The organism is Mycobacterium sp. 2YAF39, from assembly GCF_052114565.1.
GTDB lineage: Bacteria > Actinomycetota > Actinomycetes > Mycobacteriales > Mycobacteriaceae > Mycobacterium.
The window spans coordinates 385,793-402,334 of the sequence record NZ_JBFREZ010000004.1 but is presented as its reverse complement, the minus strand read 5'-3'; the positions used below and the strand labels follow the sequence as shown (position 1 = coordinate 402,334).

Annotated in this window: 11 protein-coding genes; 7 read left to right on the top strand and 4 right to left on the bottom strand. The window is 68.8% G+C overall.

Annotated elements, in window-relative coordinates; genetic code table 11:
• Window positions 1–60 precede the first annotated feature (60 nt).
• Window positions 61–2,964 carry a leucine--tRNA ligase gene (gene leuS, locus AB4Z42_RS14960; RefSeq protein WP_442010057.1) on the bottom strand — a complete coding sequence of 968 codons (2,904 nt, stop codon included), beginning with the start codon at window positions 2,962–2,964 and terminating at the stop codon, window positions 61–63.
• 157 nt (window positions 2,965–3,121) lie between these two features.
• On the opposite strand from leuS, the gene AB4Z42_RS14955 reads away from it, so the two are divergent.
• Window positions 3,122–4,117, top strand: coding sequence for an LpqN/LpqT family lipoprotein (locus AB4Z42_RS14955; RefSeq protein WP_442009961.1), 996 nt, complete (start codon window positions 3,122–3,124; stop codon window positions 4,115–4,117).
• Between the two features lie 81 nt (window positions 4,118–4,198).
• A complete protein-coding gene (locus tag AB4Z42_RS14950) occupies window positions 4,199–4,564 on the top strand; it encodes a hypothetical protein (protein ID WP_442009960.1) in 366 nt (121 codons plus the stop codon).
• 22 nt (window positions 4,565–4,586) lie between these two features.
• Here the strand turns inward: AB4Z42_RS14950 and AB4Z42_RS14945 are convergent, their stop codons facing one another.
• Entirely contained in the window at window positions 4,587–5,192 is a 606-nt protein-coding gene (locus tag AB4Z42_RS14945) for a YqgE/AlgH family protein (RefSeq protein ID WP_442009959.1), read from the bottom strand.
• 130 nt (window positions 5,193–5,322) lie between these two features.
• On the opposite strand from AB4Z42_RS14945, the gene AB4Z42_RS14940 reads away from it, so the two are divergent.
• Together AB4Z42_RS14940 and AB4Z42_RS14935 are read left to right on the top strand one after the other, a co-directional pair.
• A complete protein-coding gene (locus tag AB4Z42_RS14940; RefSeq protein ID WP_442009958.1) occupies window positions 5,323–6,606 on the top strand; it encodes an MFS transporter in 1,284 nt (427 codons plus the stop codon).
• A gap of 10 nt (window positions 6,607–6,616) precedes the next feature.
• The gene (locus tag AB4Z42_RS14935; protein ID WP_442009957.1) at window positions 6,617–7,399 is read left to right on the top strand and encodes a TIGR03084 family metal-binding protein; all 783 of its coding nucleotides are present in this window, start codon (window positions 6,617–6,619) and stop codon (window positions 7,397–7,399) included.
• On the opposite strand, the gene AB4Z42_RS14930 is transcribed toward AB4Z42_RS14935, so the two are convergent.
• Window positions 7,396–7,887: a pullulanase gene (locus AB4Z42_RS14930; RefSeq protein ID WP_442010056.1), complete on the bottom strand. Its 492-nt coding sequence runs from the start codon at window positions 7,885–7,887 to the stop codon at window positions 7,396–7,398. The genes AB4Z42_RS14935 and AB4Z42_RS14930 overlap by 4 nt on opposite strands.
• A 5-nt stretch (window positions 7,888–7,892) precedes the next feature.
• A complete protein-coding gene (locus AB4Z42_RS14925) occupies window positions 7,893–9,380 on the bottom strand; it encodes a CCA tRNA nucleotidyltransferase (RefSeq protein ID WP_442010055.1) in 1,488 nt (495 codons plus the stop codon).
• A gap of 54 nt (window positions 9,381–9,434) precedes the next feature.
• On the opposite strand from AB4Z42_RS14925, the gene AB4Z42_RS14920 reads away from it, so the two are divergent.
• The 3 genes from AB4Z42_RS14920 to murJ are packed head-to-tail and all read left to right on the top strand — an operon-like array spanning window position 9,435 to window position 16,506.
• Entirely contained in the window at window positions 9,435–10,205 is a 771-nt protein-coding gene (locus AB4Z42_RS14920) for an NUDIX hydrolase (protein WP_442009956.1), read from the top strand.
• A gap of 44 nt (window positions 10,206–10,249) precedes the next feature.
• Window positions 10,250–12,673 (top strand): hypothetical protein, encoded by a 2,424-nt coding sequence (locus tag AB4Z42_RS14915; protein ID WP_442009955.1) that lies wholly within the window; start codon window positions 10,250–10,252, stop codon window positions 12,671–12,673.
• Window positions 12,670–16,506, top strand: a complete 3,837-nt coding sequence (murJ, locus tag AB4Z42_RS14910; RefSeq protein ID WP_442009954.1) for a murein biosynthesis integral membrane protein MurJ — start codon at window positions 12,670–12,672, stop codon at window positions 16,504–16,506. The genes AB4Z42_RS14915 and murJ overlap by 4 nt, the downstream gene beginning before the upstream one ends.
• Window positions 16,507–16,542: the final 36 nt, after the last annotated feature.

The window sequence follows — 16,542 nt, the reverse complement described above, 5'->3', positions numbered from 1 at the left end:
CGGTGATTTCGGCGTGCGCAGTCACGCTCAGCGTGACCAGCCACGCCGAAATCGCAATACTCAGGCGACGATGTTGACCAATCGGCCCGCCACCACGATCACCTTTTTCGGCGTGGCCCCGTTGAGGAACTCCTGCACCTTGGCGTCGGCGAGCGCCGCGGTCTCCAATGCATCGGCGTCGGCGTTCGCGGCGACGGTGATGCGGCCGCGGACCTTGCCGTTGACCTGCACCGGTAACTCGACGGTGTCCTCGACGAGGTACTGCGGGTCGGCCACCGGGAACGGGCCGTGTGCCAGCGAGGTGTCGTGGCCCAGCCGCTGCCACAGCTCCTCGGCCAGATGCGGTGCCAGCGGCGCGACCATCAACACCAGCGGTTCGAGCGCGGGCCGCGCCGTCACACCCTGCTTGGTCAGATGGTTGGTGTACTCGATCAGCTTGGCGGCCGCGGTGTTGTTGCGCAGGTTCTTGTAGTCGTCGGAGACGCCTTCGATCGTGCGGTGCAACAGCCGCAGTGTGTCGTCGTCGAGCGCCTCGTGCTCGACCGCCCGTCCTGCGCCGGTCTGCTCGTCGACCACCAACCGCCACACCCGCTGCAGGAAGCGGTACGCCCCGACGACATCCTTGGTCGCCCATGGGCGCGATGCGTCCAGAGGACCCATCGACATCTCGTAGACCCGCAATGTGTCCGCGCCGTAGTCGTCGCAGATCTCATCCGGCGAGACCGAGTTCTTCAGGCTCTTGCCGATCTTGCCGAACTCCTGGAACACCTCGATCTCACCATCGGGTCCCGGAGCCGACCCGTCGGCGACATCCGGCCGGAGCCAGTAGAACTTTCCGTCGCGTTCGGTGACCTCGGCGGCAGGAACGTATGAGCCGCGCGAGTCGGTGTACGCGAACGCCTGGATGTAACCCTGGTTCACCAACCGCCGGAACGGCTCGCGCGAGCTGATGTGCCCGAGGTCGTAGAGCACCTTGTGCCAGAACCGGACGTACAGCAGATGCAGCACCGCGTGCTCGACACCGCCGACATAGAGGTCGACCCCGCCGGGGTCCCTGGGGCCGTGCTCGGCCGGGCGCGGCCCCATCCAGTAGGCCTCATTCTCCTTGGCGCACAACTCCTCTTTGTTGTACGGGTCGGTGTAGCGCAGCTCGTACCACGAGCTGCCCGCCCACTGCGGCATCACGTTGGTGTCGCGGGTGTAGGGCTTCAACCCATCACCAAGGTCCAGCTCGACATGCACCCAGTCCGTCGCCGTGGCCAGCGGCGGCGCCGGCTCGCTTTCGGCGTCGTCGGGATCGAGTTGCACCGGCGCGTAATCCGGAATGTCGGGCAGCTCGACGGGCAGCGCCGACTCGGGCAGCGGGTACGCGCGGCCGTCGGCGTCGTAGACGATCGGGAACGGCTCACCCCAGTAGCGCTGGCGCGCGAACAACCAGTCCCGCAGCTTGTACTCGACGCGGGCGCGCCCGCGGCCGTCGGTCTCCAGCCGCCGCGTCATGGCCTCCTTCGCTGATGCGACGGACAGGCCGTTCAGATAGTCGGAGTTGACCACTTCGCCGTCGCCGCCGTACGCCGCCTGCGAAATATCGCCGCCGGCAACCGTTTCCACGATCGGCAGGCCGAACTCCTGCGCGAAGTCCCAGTCGCGCTGGTCGCCGCCGGGCACCGCCATGATCGCGCCGGTGCCGTATCCCAGCAGCACATAGTCGGCGATGAACACCGGAATCCGTTCACCGTTGGCCGGATTCGTCGCATACGCGCCGACGAACACGCCCGTCTTGGCCTTGTTCTCCTGACGCTCGAGATCCGACTTGGCCCCGAGGGTGGCGCGGTAGGCGGCGACCGCCTCGGCGGGCGTCGCGCCGCCGAACGTCCAGCGCGGGTCGACATCGGCGGGCCACTGCTCGGCGACCAGGGCGTCCACCAGCTCATGCTCGGGTGCCAGCACCATGTACGTGGCGCCGAACAGCGTGTCGGGCCTGGTGGTGAAGACCTCGATATCACCTGCATCGGTGCCGAACTGGACCGACGCACCCACCGACCGTCCGATCCAGTTGCGCTGCATGGCCTTGACCTTGTCCGGCCAGTCCAGCACCTCGAGATCGTCTAGCAGCCGGTCTGAGTACGCCGTGATGCGCATCATCCACTGCCGCAACCGTTTCCGGAACACGGGGAAGTTTCCGCGCTCGCTGCGGCCGTCGGAGGTGACCTCCTCGTTGGCCAGGACGGTGCCCAGGCCGGGACACCAGTTCACCAGCGAATCGGCGCGGTAGACCAGTCGGTGCGAGTCGATGACGTCGGCGCGCTCATCGGCTGACAGGTCCGCCCACTGTCTGCCGTCGTCGAGCGACCTGGCGCCCGAATCGAATTCGGCGATCAGCTCGGCGATCGGCTTGGCCTTGTCGGCCGACGGATCGAACCAGGCGTTGTAGATCTGCAGGAAGATCCACTGCGTCCACTTGTAGAAGTCGACGTCGGTGGTCGAGAAGCTTCGCCGGGAGTCGTGCCCGAAGCCGAGGCGGGCCAGCTGTCGGCGAAAGTTGACGATGTTGGCCTCGGTCCGGGTGCGCGGATGCGTGCCGGTCTGGATCGCATACTGCTCGGCAGGCAACCCGAAGGCATCGAAGCCCAACGCGTGCAACACATTGCGGCCGGTCATCCGGTAGTAGCGCGCGTAGACGTCGGTGGCGATGTACCCGAGCGGATGCCCGACGTGCAGACCCTCTCCCGACGGATACGGGAACATGTCCTGCACGAACATCTTGTCCGCAGGTACCGCGGCTCCGTCGGGTGCCGCCAGTGAGCCGACCGGGTTGGGCACATTGAACGTCCCGGTGTCCGCCCACGTCTGCTGCCAGGCGCGCTCGATCTCCCCGGCGAGCTCCGCGGTGTAGCGGTGCTGCGGGGTATCGGTTCCGGCGTCGGGCGAGTCAGTCACGTGAACAGGGTATAAGTCCACCAATCGGAGGTTTCCGGCCACAGGTTGGTCTCGGTTGCATCACCGCCCGGTCAGAACAAGGTTGCAGGTCCATTCCAGCCCTAGTGACCGCGGTTTGACCGTGGTTACAGTCGGCGGGCTGACCAAACGTGGCGAGCCATTAGTGGAAGGACCGACGTCGATGACCGAGACCGCCCGGCGCTCGAGGACCCTGGCCACCGGTGTGGCCGCAGCTGTCGTCGGCGTCCTCGGCTTGACCGGTGTCCCCGCCTCGGCCCAACCGGTACAGCCGCTGCCTCCCCAGCCCGCGCCGTCCGTGATCTCGCAGTCCGCGGCGACGCCGGGGACCGCACTGACCCCCGCCGCGCCGAACGCCGCACTGAGCGTCCCGACCGCACCCAATGCCGCCCTCACCCCGGCGGCGCCCGCGGCCACCGCGGCGCCAGGTGGAGTCGCCACACCGCAGGTCGCGGCGCCGGCACCGCAGGCGATCACACCGGCCACGGCCGGCACGCTTACCGACTTCTTCCAGTCAAAGGGCGTCACGCTCGAGCCTCAGAAGAGCGCCGACTTCAAAGCCCTCAACATCGTGCTGCCGATGCCGAGTGGCTGGGCGCACGTACCCGACCCCAACGTCGCCGACGCGTTCGCCGTGATCGCCGACCGGGTGGGCGGTAACGGTCTCTACTCGTCGAACGCGCAGATCGTGGTCTACAAGCTGGTGGGTGAATTCGATCCGAAGGAGGCAATCAGCCACGGATTCATCGACGCGCAGCAGATGCCCGCCTGGCGGTCCACCGATGGCTCCATTGTTGATGTCGGCGGGATGCCGACGTCGACCATCGAGGGCACCTACCGCGAAAACTCCATGACGCTGAACACCTCTAGGCGCCACATCATCGCGACCGCCGGCCCGGACAAATACCTGGTGTCGCTCGCCGTCACCACCAGCGTCGACCAGGTCGTCGCGGCGGCCCCTGCCACGGACGCCATCGTCAGAGGCTTCAAGGTCAGCGTCCCGGCACCACCCGGCGCGACGCCCCCGCCCGCCCCCGCAGTTCCCGGACAGCCGGCCTCGGCGGCAGCACAGCCCGCGGCGCAACCCGCGGCACCCGCCCCCAGCGCACTGGGAGCCCAGGGCGCCCAGACCCAACCGACCACCGGACTCACCGGATAAAAGCTTGTCCCCCCGGGCGAAGCCTGGCGCCCGGGGGGACGCCCAACACACCGGGCTCGGCGGCCTCGTATTGTGTGGCCCATGTTCATTGTCGCGGTGCTCTGTTTGTGCGCCGCGCTGGCGATCGCGGGCTTCGGGGTGTGGCTACTGGTCCGGCCCCGATCCGCTGATGTCGCTCAATCGGTGCTTCGAGGGGTCGCACCGACCCAACTCGCCGCTGCGGCCATGCTCGCGTCCGCCGGCGCCGTGGCGCTTTCCAGTCGCCCGGACACCGCCGTCGTCGTGGTCATCGTGTGCGTGGTCGGTGCCGTGAGCACAGTGGCAGCGGGCTGCTGGCAGGCGGCGAAGGTCATCGCACGCAAAGAACCGACGGGCTGGGCACCGGGCGCGGCAGCCGCGGGTGGTTGTGGTGGCGCCTGCGCGACGTGCACGCTGTCCTGCAGCTGAACGTACTGGCGCTCAGCGGTTTTCAGTTGCGGCTGACGTCTATCGGGTGAGTCGCGAGCAGCGACAGCGGCAGCGGCTGACGACGGAGAACACGGGCCCACAAGTCCATTCGCGGCTCGGCGAGAACGTCGGATGGCATTGCGGACAGCACAATCCAGTCGTCGCGCTCGATCTCGCCTTCCAGCTGACCGATGGTCCAGCCCGAGTAACCGGCGAAAATCCGCACCCCTTCGATCACCGGCGCGATCGCCTCGGGCTCGGCATCGAGATCCACCATCACCATGCGGCCCTGCACATGCCGGAGCCCGGGCAGACCCGCTGGGTCAACGCCGACCCGCAGCGTCGCCAGGCACAGCGCCGCGTCGCGTTTGACGGGTCCGCCGATGAACATGGTCTTGGGTTTGGTGGCCAGCTTCGCCCACTGCGGAAGCACGTTGTACACCGCGGTCTCGCTGGGCCGGTTCAGCACCACGCCGAGCGTGCCGCCGTCGTTGTGCTCGACGATGTAGATGACGCTGCGCCGAAACGTCGGCTCGAGGAGATCGGTGTTGGCGAGCAGTAGCGTGCCGGCCCGCACCCGGTGCTTCGCAGGCGCGATGAAGTCCTCTGGGTCCTCTGAATGCGCCACCTCAACATCATCGCATCAGCAACCTGCCAACGTGGCGAACAAACCCCGCTCGCCGGGATATTTGTACTGTGGTTCTCGGGGGCGGCAGATCGCCGAACATCGCCCCCAACAGACAACAGGACGGATTTTCGTGGTGGACGTGCGCGCGCCGCTCGCCGTGTTGCGTTCCGTCCGCAACCTGCCCGAGTTCCGCAGGCTCCTGGAGCTTCGGCTCGTCAGTCAGTTCGGCGACGGCCTGTTCGCGGCCGGGCTCGCGGGCGCGATCCTGTTCAACCCCGAACGCCAGGCCACACCGCTGGCAATTGCCGGCGCCTTCGCCGTGCTCTTCTTGCCCTACTCCCTGCTCGGGCCCTTCGCCGGGGCGCTGCTGGACCGCTGGGATCGGCGGCTGGTTCTCGTCGGTGCCAACACCGGCCGCCTCTTGATGGCGTTCGTGGTGGCGGCGCTACTGCAGGTGGGTGTGGACGATCCGCAGATCCTCATCGCCGCACTGGTCGTCAACGGATTCACCCGATTCGTCTCGTCGGGCCTGTCGGCGGCACTGCCGCATGTGGTGCCGCGGGACCGGGTGGTGGCGATGAACTCCGTTGCGACGGCGACGGGGTCCGTCGCCGCATTCCTCGGCGCGTTCTTCATGGTGCTGCCCCGGATGGTGTTCGGCGCGGGCGACAGCGGCGCTGCTGCGATCATCTTGATCGTCGCGATCCCGGTATCGATCGCCCTGTGGCTGTCGTGGCGCTTTCCGCCCCACATGCTCGGCCCCGACGACAGCGTGCGAGCGATTCACGGATCGGTGGCGTATGCGGTGGCCACCGGCTGGATACACGGCGCCCGCACCGTGGCGACGGTCCCGACGGTGGCGGCGACGCTGTCCGGGCTCGCCGCCCACCGGATGGCGTTCGGCATCAACAGCCTGCTGGTGCTCGTGATCGTCCGGCACAGCGACACCCAGGAGGTCGCCGGGTTCGGTACGGCGGTGCTGTTCGGCGCCGCCACCGGCACCGGGGCCCTGCTGGCCGCGGCGATCATGCCGATGGCCGTCGCCAGGTGGGGACGCTATGCGACCGCCAACGGATCCCTGGCGCTGGCGGCGGTGATCCAACTCGGCGGGGTCGGCCTGCATGTGCCGATGATGATGGTGTGCGGCTTTCTGCTCGGCATCGCCGGTCAGGTGGTCAAGCTGTGCGCCGACAGCGCGATGCAACTCGATGTCGACGACGCGCTGCGCGGCCACGTCTTCGCGGTGCAGGACTCACTGTTCTGGATCACGTTCATCATCGCGATCAGCCTGTCGGCGATCGTGATTCCCGACGACGGGCAGCAGCCGGCACTCGTGCTGGCGGGGTCGGGTGTCTACCTGGTGGGGTTGGCCGCGCACGCGGCGCTCGGCCGCCGGAGCCGACCCTCGGGCTAAGGTGACCGGCATGGCTGGTGCCGAGCCTATGGTGGCCGATCTGCGCGCGGAAAGCGACGAACTGGACGCGTTGGTGGCCGACCTCCCCGCCGCGCGCTGGGCGGAGGCCACACCCTCACCGGGATGGACGATCGCTCATCAGATCGCCCACCTGTTGTGGACCGACCGCGTCGCGCTGACCGCTGTCACCGACCAATCCGGGTTCGACGCCGTCCTCGCCGAGGCCGCCGAGGACCCGTCCGGATTCGTCGACGCGGGCGCAGAAGAGTTGGCCGTGACGCCGCCCGATCAGCTGCTCGCCGATTGGCGCCGCACCCGCGGCCAGTTGCACGACGAGCTGCTCACGGTGGTCGACGGCCGCAAGCTGCCGTGGTTCGGTCCGCCGATGAGCGCGGCGTCGATGGCCACCGCCCGGCTGATGGAGACGTGGGCGCACGGCCTCGACGTGGCCGATGCGCTCGGCGCCGACCGGCCCGCGACCGCGCGGCTCCGCTCGATCGCACACATCGGTGTGCGAACCCGCGACTTCGCGTTCGCCGTCAACAACCTTGCGCCACCGGCAGATCCGTTCTTCGTGCAGCTGAGCGCCCCCAGCAACTCTGGGGCCTCGACATGGTCGTGGGGTCCCGAGGACGCAGCGCAGCGGGTCACCGGCTCGGCGCAGGACTTCTGCATGCTCGTCACGCAGCGCAGGCCACGCTCAGCGCTGGACGTCACGGCCACCGGCGAGGACGCCGAACGGTGGCTCGGTATCGCGCAGGCGTTCGCCGGCCCGCCCGGACCGGGCCGCTAAGAGAGTTCGTCGGCCCCGTCGGCGTGACCGTCCGCATCGCGGTCGCTCAGCTTGATGTCCCACCGGCCGTCTCCGTCGGTGTCGACGTAGGCGTGTTCACCGCTCACCGCGCGGTCGGCCAGCCCGTCACCGTCGGAGTCGGCGAGCCTGTCGTCGGCCTGACCATCGGCATCGACGTCGACCACCGACCCGCCGGTGTGCTCGACGCCGTCGAGCCCGAACCATCTCAAGAGCCCTACCCGGTCGGCACTGACCGCCCAGGTGCCGGTGCCGTCGTCGGTGAAGTAGGCGGCCTCGGGACCGTGGTCACGGATCAGATGGTCGGCGACGTCGTCGGCATCCAGATCGGCCATCGCGTCGTCGAGCAGTCCGTCACCGTCGAAATCCAGGCCGACCGCCTCGAATGCGCCGTCACCGTCGAGGTCGATATCGGGGGCAGCGGTCCAGATGGTCGCCGAGCCGTCGCCGTCACCGAGGCAGTACTCCATGACGATCAGACGGTGCCGTCGCCTCTCGAGTTCCACCACTTCGTCAACTCGTCGACCGCTTCCTCATGCGACAGCGGACCGCGATCCAGCCGCAGCTCCTTGAGATACCGCCACGCCTGGCCGACCTGCGGTCCGGCCGGGATGTCGAGCAGTCGCATGATCTCGTTGCCGTCGAGATCGGGCCGCACACGCTCCAGATCCTCTTTTTCGGCCAGCTCCGCGATGCGATGCTCGAGGTCGTCGTAGGCCGCCTGCAGCCGGGCGGCACGCCGCTTGTTGCGCGTGGTGCAGTCCGCCCGGACCAACTTGTGCAGTCTGGGCAGCAGCGGACCGGCGTCGGTGACGTATCGCCGCACCGCCGAATCGCTCCACCGGCCCGTGCCCTTGCCGTCCGCGTAGCCGTGGAACCTCAGGTGCAGATACACCAGCTGGGACACGTCGTCGACCATCTGCTTGCTGTACTTCAGCGCCCGCATCCGCTTACGCGTCATCTTCGCGCCCACCACCTCGTGGTGGTGAAAGCTGACGCCGCCGTCGTCTTCGTGCTTGCGGGTGGACGGCTTACCGATGTCATGCAGCAGCGCCGCCCAGCGCAGCACCAGATCGGGCTCGGATTCCAGATCGATCGCCTGGCGCAACACGGTCAGCGAATGCCAGTAGACGTCCTTGTGCTGATGGTGTTCGTCGATGGCCATCCGCATGGCGCCCACCTCCGGCAGCACGACATCGCCGAGGCCCGTCTGCACCATCAGGTCGATCCCGGCGACCGGGTCCGCGCCGAGAAGCAACTTGTCCAACTCGGCGGCCACCCGTTCCGCGGAGATCCGGTCCAGCTGGGGCGCCATCTCGACCAGAGCCGCGACGACCCTCGGGGCGACGGTGAAGCCCAGTTGTGAGACGAACCGCGCCGCGCGCAACATCCGCAGCGGGTCGTCGCCGAACGACCTTTCGGGGGCGGCCGGGGTGTCGAGCATCTTCGCGCGCACGGCCGCCAAACCGCCCAGCGGATCGTGGAACTCGCCCGGACCGTCGGCGGTGATGCGGACGGCCATCGCGTTCGCGGTGAAATCGCGGCGTACGAGATCGTCGTCGAGGTTGTTGCCGAATTGCACTTCGGGGTTGCGCGACACCTGGTCGTAGGTGTCGGCGCGGTACGTGGTGATCTCCAATCGGTCACCGGCCTTGCCCACCCCGAGCGTCCCGTACTCGATGCCCGTGTCCCACAGCGAATCGGCCCATCCGCGCAGGAAAACCTGCATCTGCTCGGGGCGCGCGTCGGTGGTGAAGTCGAGGTCATTGCCGAGGCGGCCGAGCAGCGCGTCGCGCACGCTTCCGCCGACGAGGAAGAGCTCGTGGCCCGCGTCAGCGAACACGCGACCCAGGTCGCGCAGGACGTCGCCGTGCTGGTTCAGCGCAACCTGCGCTGCACCCAGCAGTTCGGCGTCACTCGCTGATCCGGCCACGTTCGGACACCCTAATAGCAACGGCTCCATCACGACCGGTGAGTGCGGCCGGAGCGATACACCGTGGCAGCTACTATCGCTTGGGTGTCGGACGGCGAACAGGCAAGACCACGACGGCGCCGCGGCCGTCGTCGCGGCCGCCGCGCCGCAGGTCCCCCCGAAGCCGGCGCCGCCAACGCCGAGCACCACAACAATGCGGCCGTTCCCGCCCCGAAAGACCAGACCAACCCGCAGCCCAAGCCCCAGAAATCGCGGCCGCGGCGCCCACCGGACCGCTTGCGCACCGTGCACGAGACATCGGCCGGCGGCCTCGTCATCGACGGTATCGACGGACCCAAGGACGGCCAGGTCGCGGCGCTGATCGGGCGCACGGACCGGCGCGGCCGGATGCTCTGGTCGCTGCCGAAAGGACATATAGAGCAGGGCGAAACCGCTGAACAGACAGCCATTCGCGAGGTCGCCGAAGAGACCGGAATACAGGGCAGCGTGCTGGCCGCGCTGGGCAGCATCGACTACTGGTTCGTCACCGAGGGGCGCCGCGTGCACAAGACGGTGCACCATTACCTGATGCGATTCCTCGACGGTGAGCTGTCCGACGAGGACCTCGAGGTCACCGAGGTGGCGTGGGTGCCGCTGAGAGAACTGCCATCGCGGCTGGCCTACGCCGACGAACGCCGGCTTGCCGAGGTCGCCGGTGAGCTCATCGACAAACTGCACGCGGATGGGCCCGCCGCGTTGCCGCCGCTGCCACGGACTTCGCCGCGGCGCCGGGCCCAGACGCACTCGCACACCCGCAACCGTCGTCCCGACGAAAAGACAACTCGGCGGACGAACGGATGCGGCCAAGGGCCGTGAGTACGGCTGGGCCCACGCCCGAAGGGCAGGGGACGGGGCCGCGCATGTTCCCAGCGGCGCGCTTGCTCGTCGCGATCGGGCTGTTGGCACTGTTCGTCGTCCCGATGGTGGCGCCCCGCGCGGCTGCAGGCGAGCCGGGCTCGACACCGTTCCTTTCGGTGCACATCGATCGCGTCACTCCCGAAGTCGTCACCACGACCAGCGACCCGGTCGTCACCGTCACCGGCACCGTGCAAAACGTCGGCGACCGCCCGGTGCGCGACGTCATGGTCCGCCTCGAGCACACCGCGGCCGTGAAGTCGTCGGCCGGGCTGCGAACCAACCTCGCAGGCAATGTCGACCAGTTCGAGCCCGTCGCCCATTTCGTCACGCTTGCACCGGAATTGGCCCGCGGAAGTGCTGTGCCATTCACCCTGTCCTACCCGCTGCGCTCCGCACAGGAACCGTCGCTGGGCATCGAGAAGCCCGGGGTCTATCCGGTGATGGTCAACGTCAACGGAACCCCGGACTACGGCGAACCTGCGCGCCTCGACGACGCCCGGTTCCTGCTGCCGGTGCTCGGTGTGCCACGTGACCCCTCCGCAGACACCGACGACGCACTGACGGCGGTGGTACCGCCGGACACCTCCAAACCGGTCGGGCTGACCGTGCTGTGGCCGTTCGCCGACCGTCCCCGGCTGGCCGCGGGCGCACCCGGAGGCACCACACCGGTGCGGTTGATCGACGACGACCTGGCGACTTCTTTGGCGGCCGGCGGCCGGCTGGACACTTTGTTGTCGGCCGTGGAGTTCGCGACCGGACCTCAGGTCGATCCCGAAGGGCACGTCCGCATGTCGACGTGTCTGGCCGTCGACCCCGATCTGCTCGTCACCGTCAACGCGATGACGGGCGGCTACGTCGTCAACGACGGTCCCGACGCGGGGCCGGGCACGCCGACACATCCCGGTGCGGGTCAGGACGCCGCGGTGGCCTGGCTCAATCGCCTGCGGGCGATCGCGAAGCAGATGTGCGTCGCGGCGACCACCTACGCGCAGGCCGACCTCGACGCACTCCGACGCGTCGGCGAACCTCGCCTGTCCGGCATCGCGGTGACGGCGGCCGGCGATATCGTCGACCAGATCCTCGGGATCGCATCGGTTCGCGGCGCCAGCCTGATCGGCGACGGGCCACTCACCGGGCCTGCGGTCCAGCTGCTGTCCAGCATGGGCCCACGTCCGGAGGACAGGGGAGGTACGACCGTCGCGATCGGCGCGGCCGAGGTCGCCGCCGGATCGGAGTCCGACAGTGGTGCCGACACTCCGAGTCCCGCGGACCTGTCGCCGGTGCGCTACACGCCGAACCTCGTCTCGTCACCGTTCGACCCTGCTGTCGGCGCGGCGCTGGCCGGAGCGGGCGCCGAACCCGTGTCGCCGTCGTACCTCGACCCCTCCCTGGCGATCCCCCTTCAGCACGCATCCGAGGTCGCGCGCAGGCAGGACGCGGTCGGCGCTCTGATGTGGCGCGCGCTGCAACCCGATTTCGCGCCGCGCACCGAAATCCTCATGCCTCCGATGGTGTGGAGCCCTCGGCCCGCGGATGCGCAGGCGATTCTCACCGCGTCGGCGACGATGATCAACGCCGGGATGGCGCGGCCGCGACCGCTGACCCAGGTGATCACCGACGGCAACGCCGTGCCGACACAGGCCGTCGCGCCGCTGCCCGAGACCAACCTGGGGGATCCGCGCGGCCGATTCGACGACGCCGTCGTGGCGGGCATCTCAGCGGTGACGGGCCGGCTGTGGGGCCTCACCGCGGCGTTGACCACCGATGAGCGCACCGGACTCACCGGATACAGCTACACGGCACCGCTGCGCGAGGACTCGCTGCGCGCACTGAGCCAGTCGGTACCGCCGGACGCCCGCAACGGCCTTGCGCAGCAGCGGCTGACCACGGTGGGCCGCACGGTCGACGACCTGTTCAACGCGGTCACCATCGTCAACCCGGGTGGCTCGTACACGCTGGCGACCGAACGCAGCCCGCTGCCGCTCGCCCTGCGCAACAACCTCCCCGTGCCGATCCGGGTGAGATTGGACGTCGACGCTCCGCCGGGTATGACCGTCACCGATATGGGCGTCATCGAGCTGCCTCCCGGCTTCCTGCCACTGAAGGTGCCGATCGAGGTGCACTTCACCCAGCGCGTTGCCGTCGACGTGGCACTGCGCACCGACGACGGTCTGCCGCTCGGCGAACCGGTGCGCCTGTCCGTGCATTCCAACGCGTACGGCAAGGTGCTGTTCTTCATCACGCTGACCGGCGGGGCGATCCTCGCGCTGCTCGTCGGCCGACGGCTCTGGCATCGCTTCCGCGGCCAGCCGGACCGCGCCGACCTCGACAGGCCCGATCCCCTCGAAGTCGCGTTGCGTTTCGACGACGAATCGGCGGGCACCGCCGGTACGCACGCGGGCCGGACCACCGGTAGCGAGAAATGAGTACCATCCCCAGCTCTCCGAGCGTGGGCCCAGAAGGACGCGGCCACCCTGGCCCACCGCTGCCCCGCGTCGATCTCGGGGGGCCGCTGCCACCACGCCACCCGACCGCGTCGGGTCCGGGCAGCCCACCCGATCCGCTCGCCGGTCCCCCATCGCCGCGCCTTCGACCCCCGCCACCGCCACCACCGCGGCTTCCGCGCGGACCCGCGCCGCGGCGCCGGGCCGGGCGGCCTGAACTGTCCGACGCCGCAGTGGTGTCCCGCTCGTGGGGCATGGCCTTCGCCACGTTGATCAGCCGGCTGACCGGTTTCGCCCGCATCGTGCTGATCGCGACCATTCTCGGCGCCGCGCTGTCCAGTGCGTTCTCGGTGGCCTATCAACTTCCCAACCTGATCGCCGCACTGGTGCTCGAGGCGACGTTCACCGCGATCTTCGTGCCCGTGCTCGCCCGGGCCGAGCGCGACGACCCCGACGGCGGCACGGCATTCGTACGCCGCCTGGTCACCCTGGCGACCACGCTGCTGCTGCTCACCACCGCGGTGGCCATCGTCTCGGCGCCCCTGCTGGTCGGACTGATGCTCGGTCATGACACTCAGGTGAATCGCGATCTGACAACGGCGTTCGCCTATCTTCTGCTGCCGCAGGTGTTGTTCTACGGGTTGTCGTCGGTGTTCATGGCGATCCTCAACACCCGCAACGTCTTCGGGCCGCCGGCTTGGGCGCCGGTATGCAACAACATCGTCGCAATTGCCACGCTCGGCCTCTATCTCGTTGTCCCCGGCGAGCTTTCGCTGGACCCGGTGCAGATGGGCAACGCGAAGCTGCTCGTGCTCGGCGTCGGCATGACGTTGGGAACCGTGACACAGGTCGTGGTCCTGCTCGTCGCACTGCGGCGCGAGCGGGTCAGCCTGCGCCCCCTGTGGGGGATCGACGACCGGCTCAAGCAGTTCGGCGCGATGGCGTCCGCGATGGTGCTCTACGTGCTGATCAGTCAGGTCGGACTGATCGTCGGCAATCGGATCGCCAGTGGCGCTGCGGCTTCGGGTCCGGCCATCTACAACTACACCTGGCTTGTCCTCATGCTGCCTTTCGGCGTGATCGGGGTGACGGTGCTAACCGTGGTGATGCCACGGCTGAGCCGAAACGCCGCCGCCAACGACCAGCCCGCGGTGCTGGCCGACCTGTCGCTGGCGACGCGCCTGACGATGGTGACGCTCATCCCGATCGTGGCCATGATGACGGTGGGTGGCCCCGCGATCGGCAGCGCGCTGTTCTCCTACGGGAACTTCGGCGATGTCGATGCCGGCTACCTCGGCGTGGCGATCAGCCTGTCCGCCTTCACCTTGATCCCCTACTCCCTTGTGCTGCTGCAACTTCGGGTCTTCTACGCCCGGGAGCAGCCGTGGACGCCGATCGCGCTGATCGTCGTGATCACCACTGTGAAGATCGCGGCCTCCGTGGCGGCGCCGCACCTCACCGATGATCCCGACCTGGTTGCCGGCTACCTCGGCCTGGCCAACGGGCTCGGATTCGTCGCCGGTGCGACGGTCGGCTACTACCTCCTGCGCGCGAACCTCAACCCGCCGGGCGGACGCCTGGTCGGCCTGAACGTGGTGCGCACCATCCTCGTCACGATCTGCGCGTCGCTGATCGCCGGTCTCCTCGCCCACGTAGTCGACAAACTGTTTGGTCTCGAGTCTCTGACCAGCATGTGGGGCGGCGGCGGGTCATTGCTTCGCCTACTGGTGCTCGGGTTGATCATGACGCCGATCATCGCCGGAGTCCTGCTCGCCGCCAGGGTGCCCGAGGCGGAGGCGGCGCTGGCCGTCGTACGGAGGCGCATCGGTCGTCCCGGACACGGTGCCGAAGAACAACAGAGGGTGCCCTCACCACCGACAACGCGGCCCGACCAGCCTCCGTCGGGCACACCCCTCACGTACGCTCATCAAAGGAATTCGCCCGTGCCAGGGCGTCGGCCGGGCCCTCCGGTCGTGCGGCGCGGGCCCCCGGCGGCCGTCGGGGACGGGATGCGGAAAGGACCAGCGGTGACCAACGACCCCGCAAGCGGCTCCGTGCCGGGTCCAGACAACACCGCCACCGCGAAGATCCCGCTGGCGCCGCCGTCTGGTGACCGCGAAGCACCGGTGTCCGCCGACCAATTCCAGCCCGACGTCGCCCAGTCTCCCGCCGACGCGAACAAGACGGCACAGATCTCGACCCAGGAGGCCAACGGCACGACGCCGATGCCGGCATCCGGCCGCCCACCGTCGGACTACGGCGGCGATCCGACCCGCGAATCGCTGCCCTTCGACGTGCCGCGAGAACCGGCGATCGAGGCCGCGACCTCCGATGAAGACGTCCATCTCATACCGGGAGCCGTCATCGGCGGCGGCCGGTACCGCCTGCTCGTCTTCCACGGCGGACCGCCGACGCTGCAGTTCTGGCAGGCGCTCGACACCGCGCTCGACCGCCAGGTGGCGCTGACGTTCGTCGACCCGGACGCGACGCTCTCCGACGGCAACCTGCAGGAGATCCTGTCGCGCACCCTCAAACTGAGTCGCCTCGACATGCCCGGTGTCGCCCGGGTGCTCGACGTCGCCAACACCGGATCGGGCGGTCTTGTGGTCGCCGAGTGGATCCGCGGCGGTTCGCTCGCCGAGGTCGCCGAGACGTCACCCTCGCCGATCGGCGGTGCCCGCGCGATCCAATCGTTGGCGGCCGCCGCCGAGGCGGCCCACCGCGCAGGCGTGGCGCTGTCGATCGACCACCCCAGCCGCGTGCGGGTGAGCATCGAGGGCGATGTCGCGCTGGCCTTCCCGGCGACGCTGCCGGATGCGACCCCCGAGGACGACATCCGCGGCATCGGCGCGGCGCTCTACGCGCTGCTTGTCGACAAATGGCCGCTTCCGGAGTCGGGCGTGCGCAGCGGGTTGGCGCCCGCCGAACTCGACTCGACAGGCCAGCCCGTCGAGCCTCGCGCGGTCGACCGTCAGATCCCGTTCCAGATCTCCGCCGCCGCGGCGCGTGCGGTGCAGGAGGGCGGCGGCATTCGCAGTGCCCCAACGCTGTTGAACCTGCTGCAACAGGCCACCGCGATCGCCGATCGCACCGAGCTCATCGCTCCGGTCGACGAAGCCGAAGCGCCGCCCCAGCAGAAGCGGTTCCGCGAGAACCTCGCCGAGGACCCCGAAGCGCAGGCACGCCGCCGCAAGGCGCTCCTCATCGGGCTCGGCGTCGGCGGCGCGGTCATCATCATCGCGCTGGTTCTCCTCGGCACGGTGCTGACGCGAATCTTCGGCGACGTCGGGGGTGGCCTCGGCGGCGACGAACTGGGCCTCAATGCTCCCGGCTCGACGACGGAGAGCAGCAGTAGCAGCCCGGGCGAGACCGTGAAACCCGTTTCGGCAACGGTCTTTTCGCCCGAGGGCGAAGCCGACGCCCCCACCGAGGCCAAGCTCGCCATCGACGGTAACCCGACAACTGTGTGGCCGATCGACACGTACACGGATCCGAATCCCTTCCCCAACTTCAAGAACGGTGTCGGGCTGATCCTGCAGCTACCCAAGCCCACCAAGATCGGCGAGGTCACCGTCGACCTCAACAGCACCGGCACCGCGGTGGAGATCCGGTCGGCGCAGTCGTCCTCCCCTGCCTCGCTCGCGGACACCACCGTGCTGAAGTCGGCCACCCAGATGCAGCCCGGCAAGAACACCATCAAGATCGACAATGCCGAGGCGACCTCGTACCTGCTGGTCTGGGTGTCCACTCTGGGCACCGTCGACGGCGAGAACCGCTCGGACATCGCGGAGATCACCCTCAAGGCAGCCGGCTGACGGGCTATCCCCAGCCCCGCAAAGATGTGTCGGGAG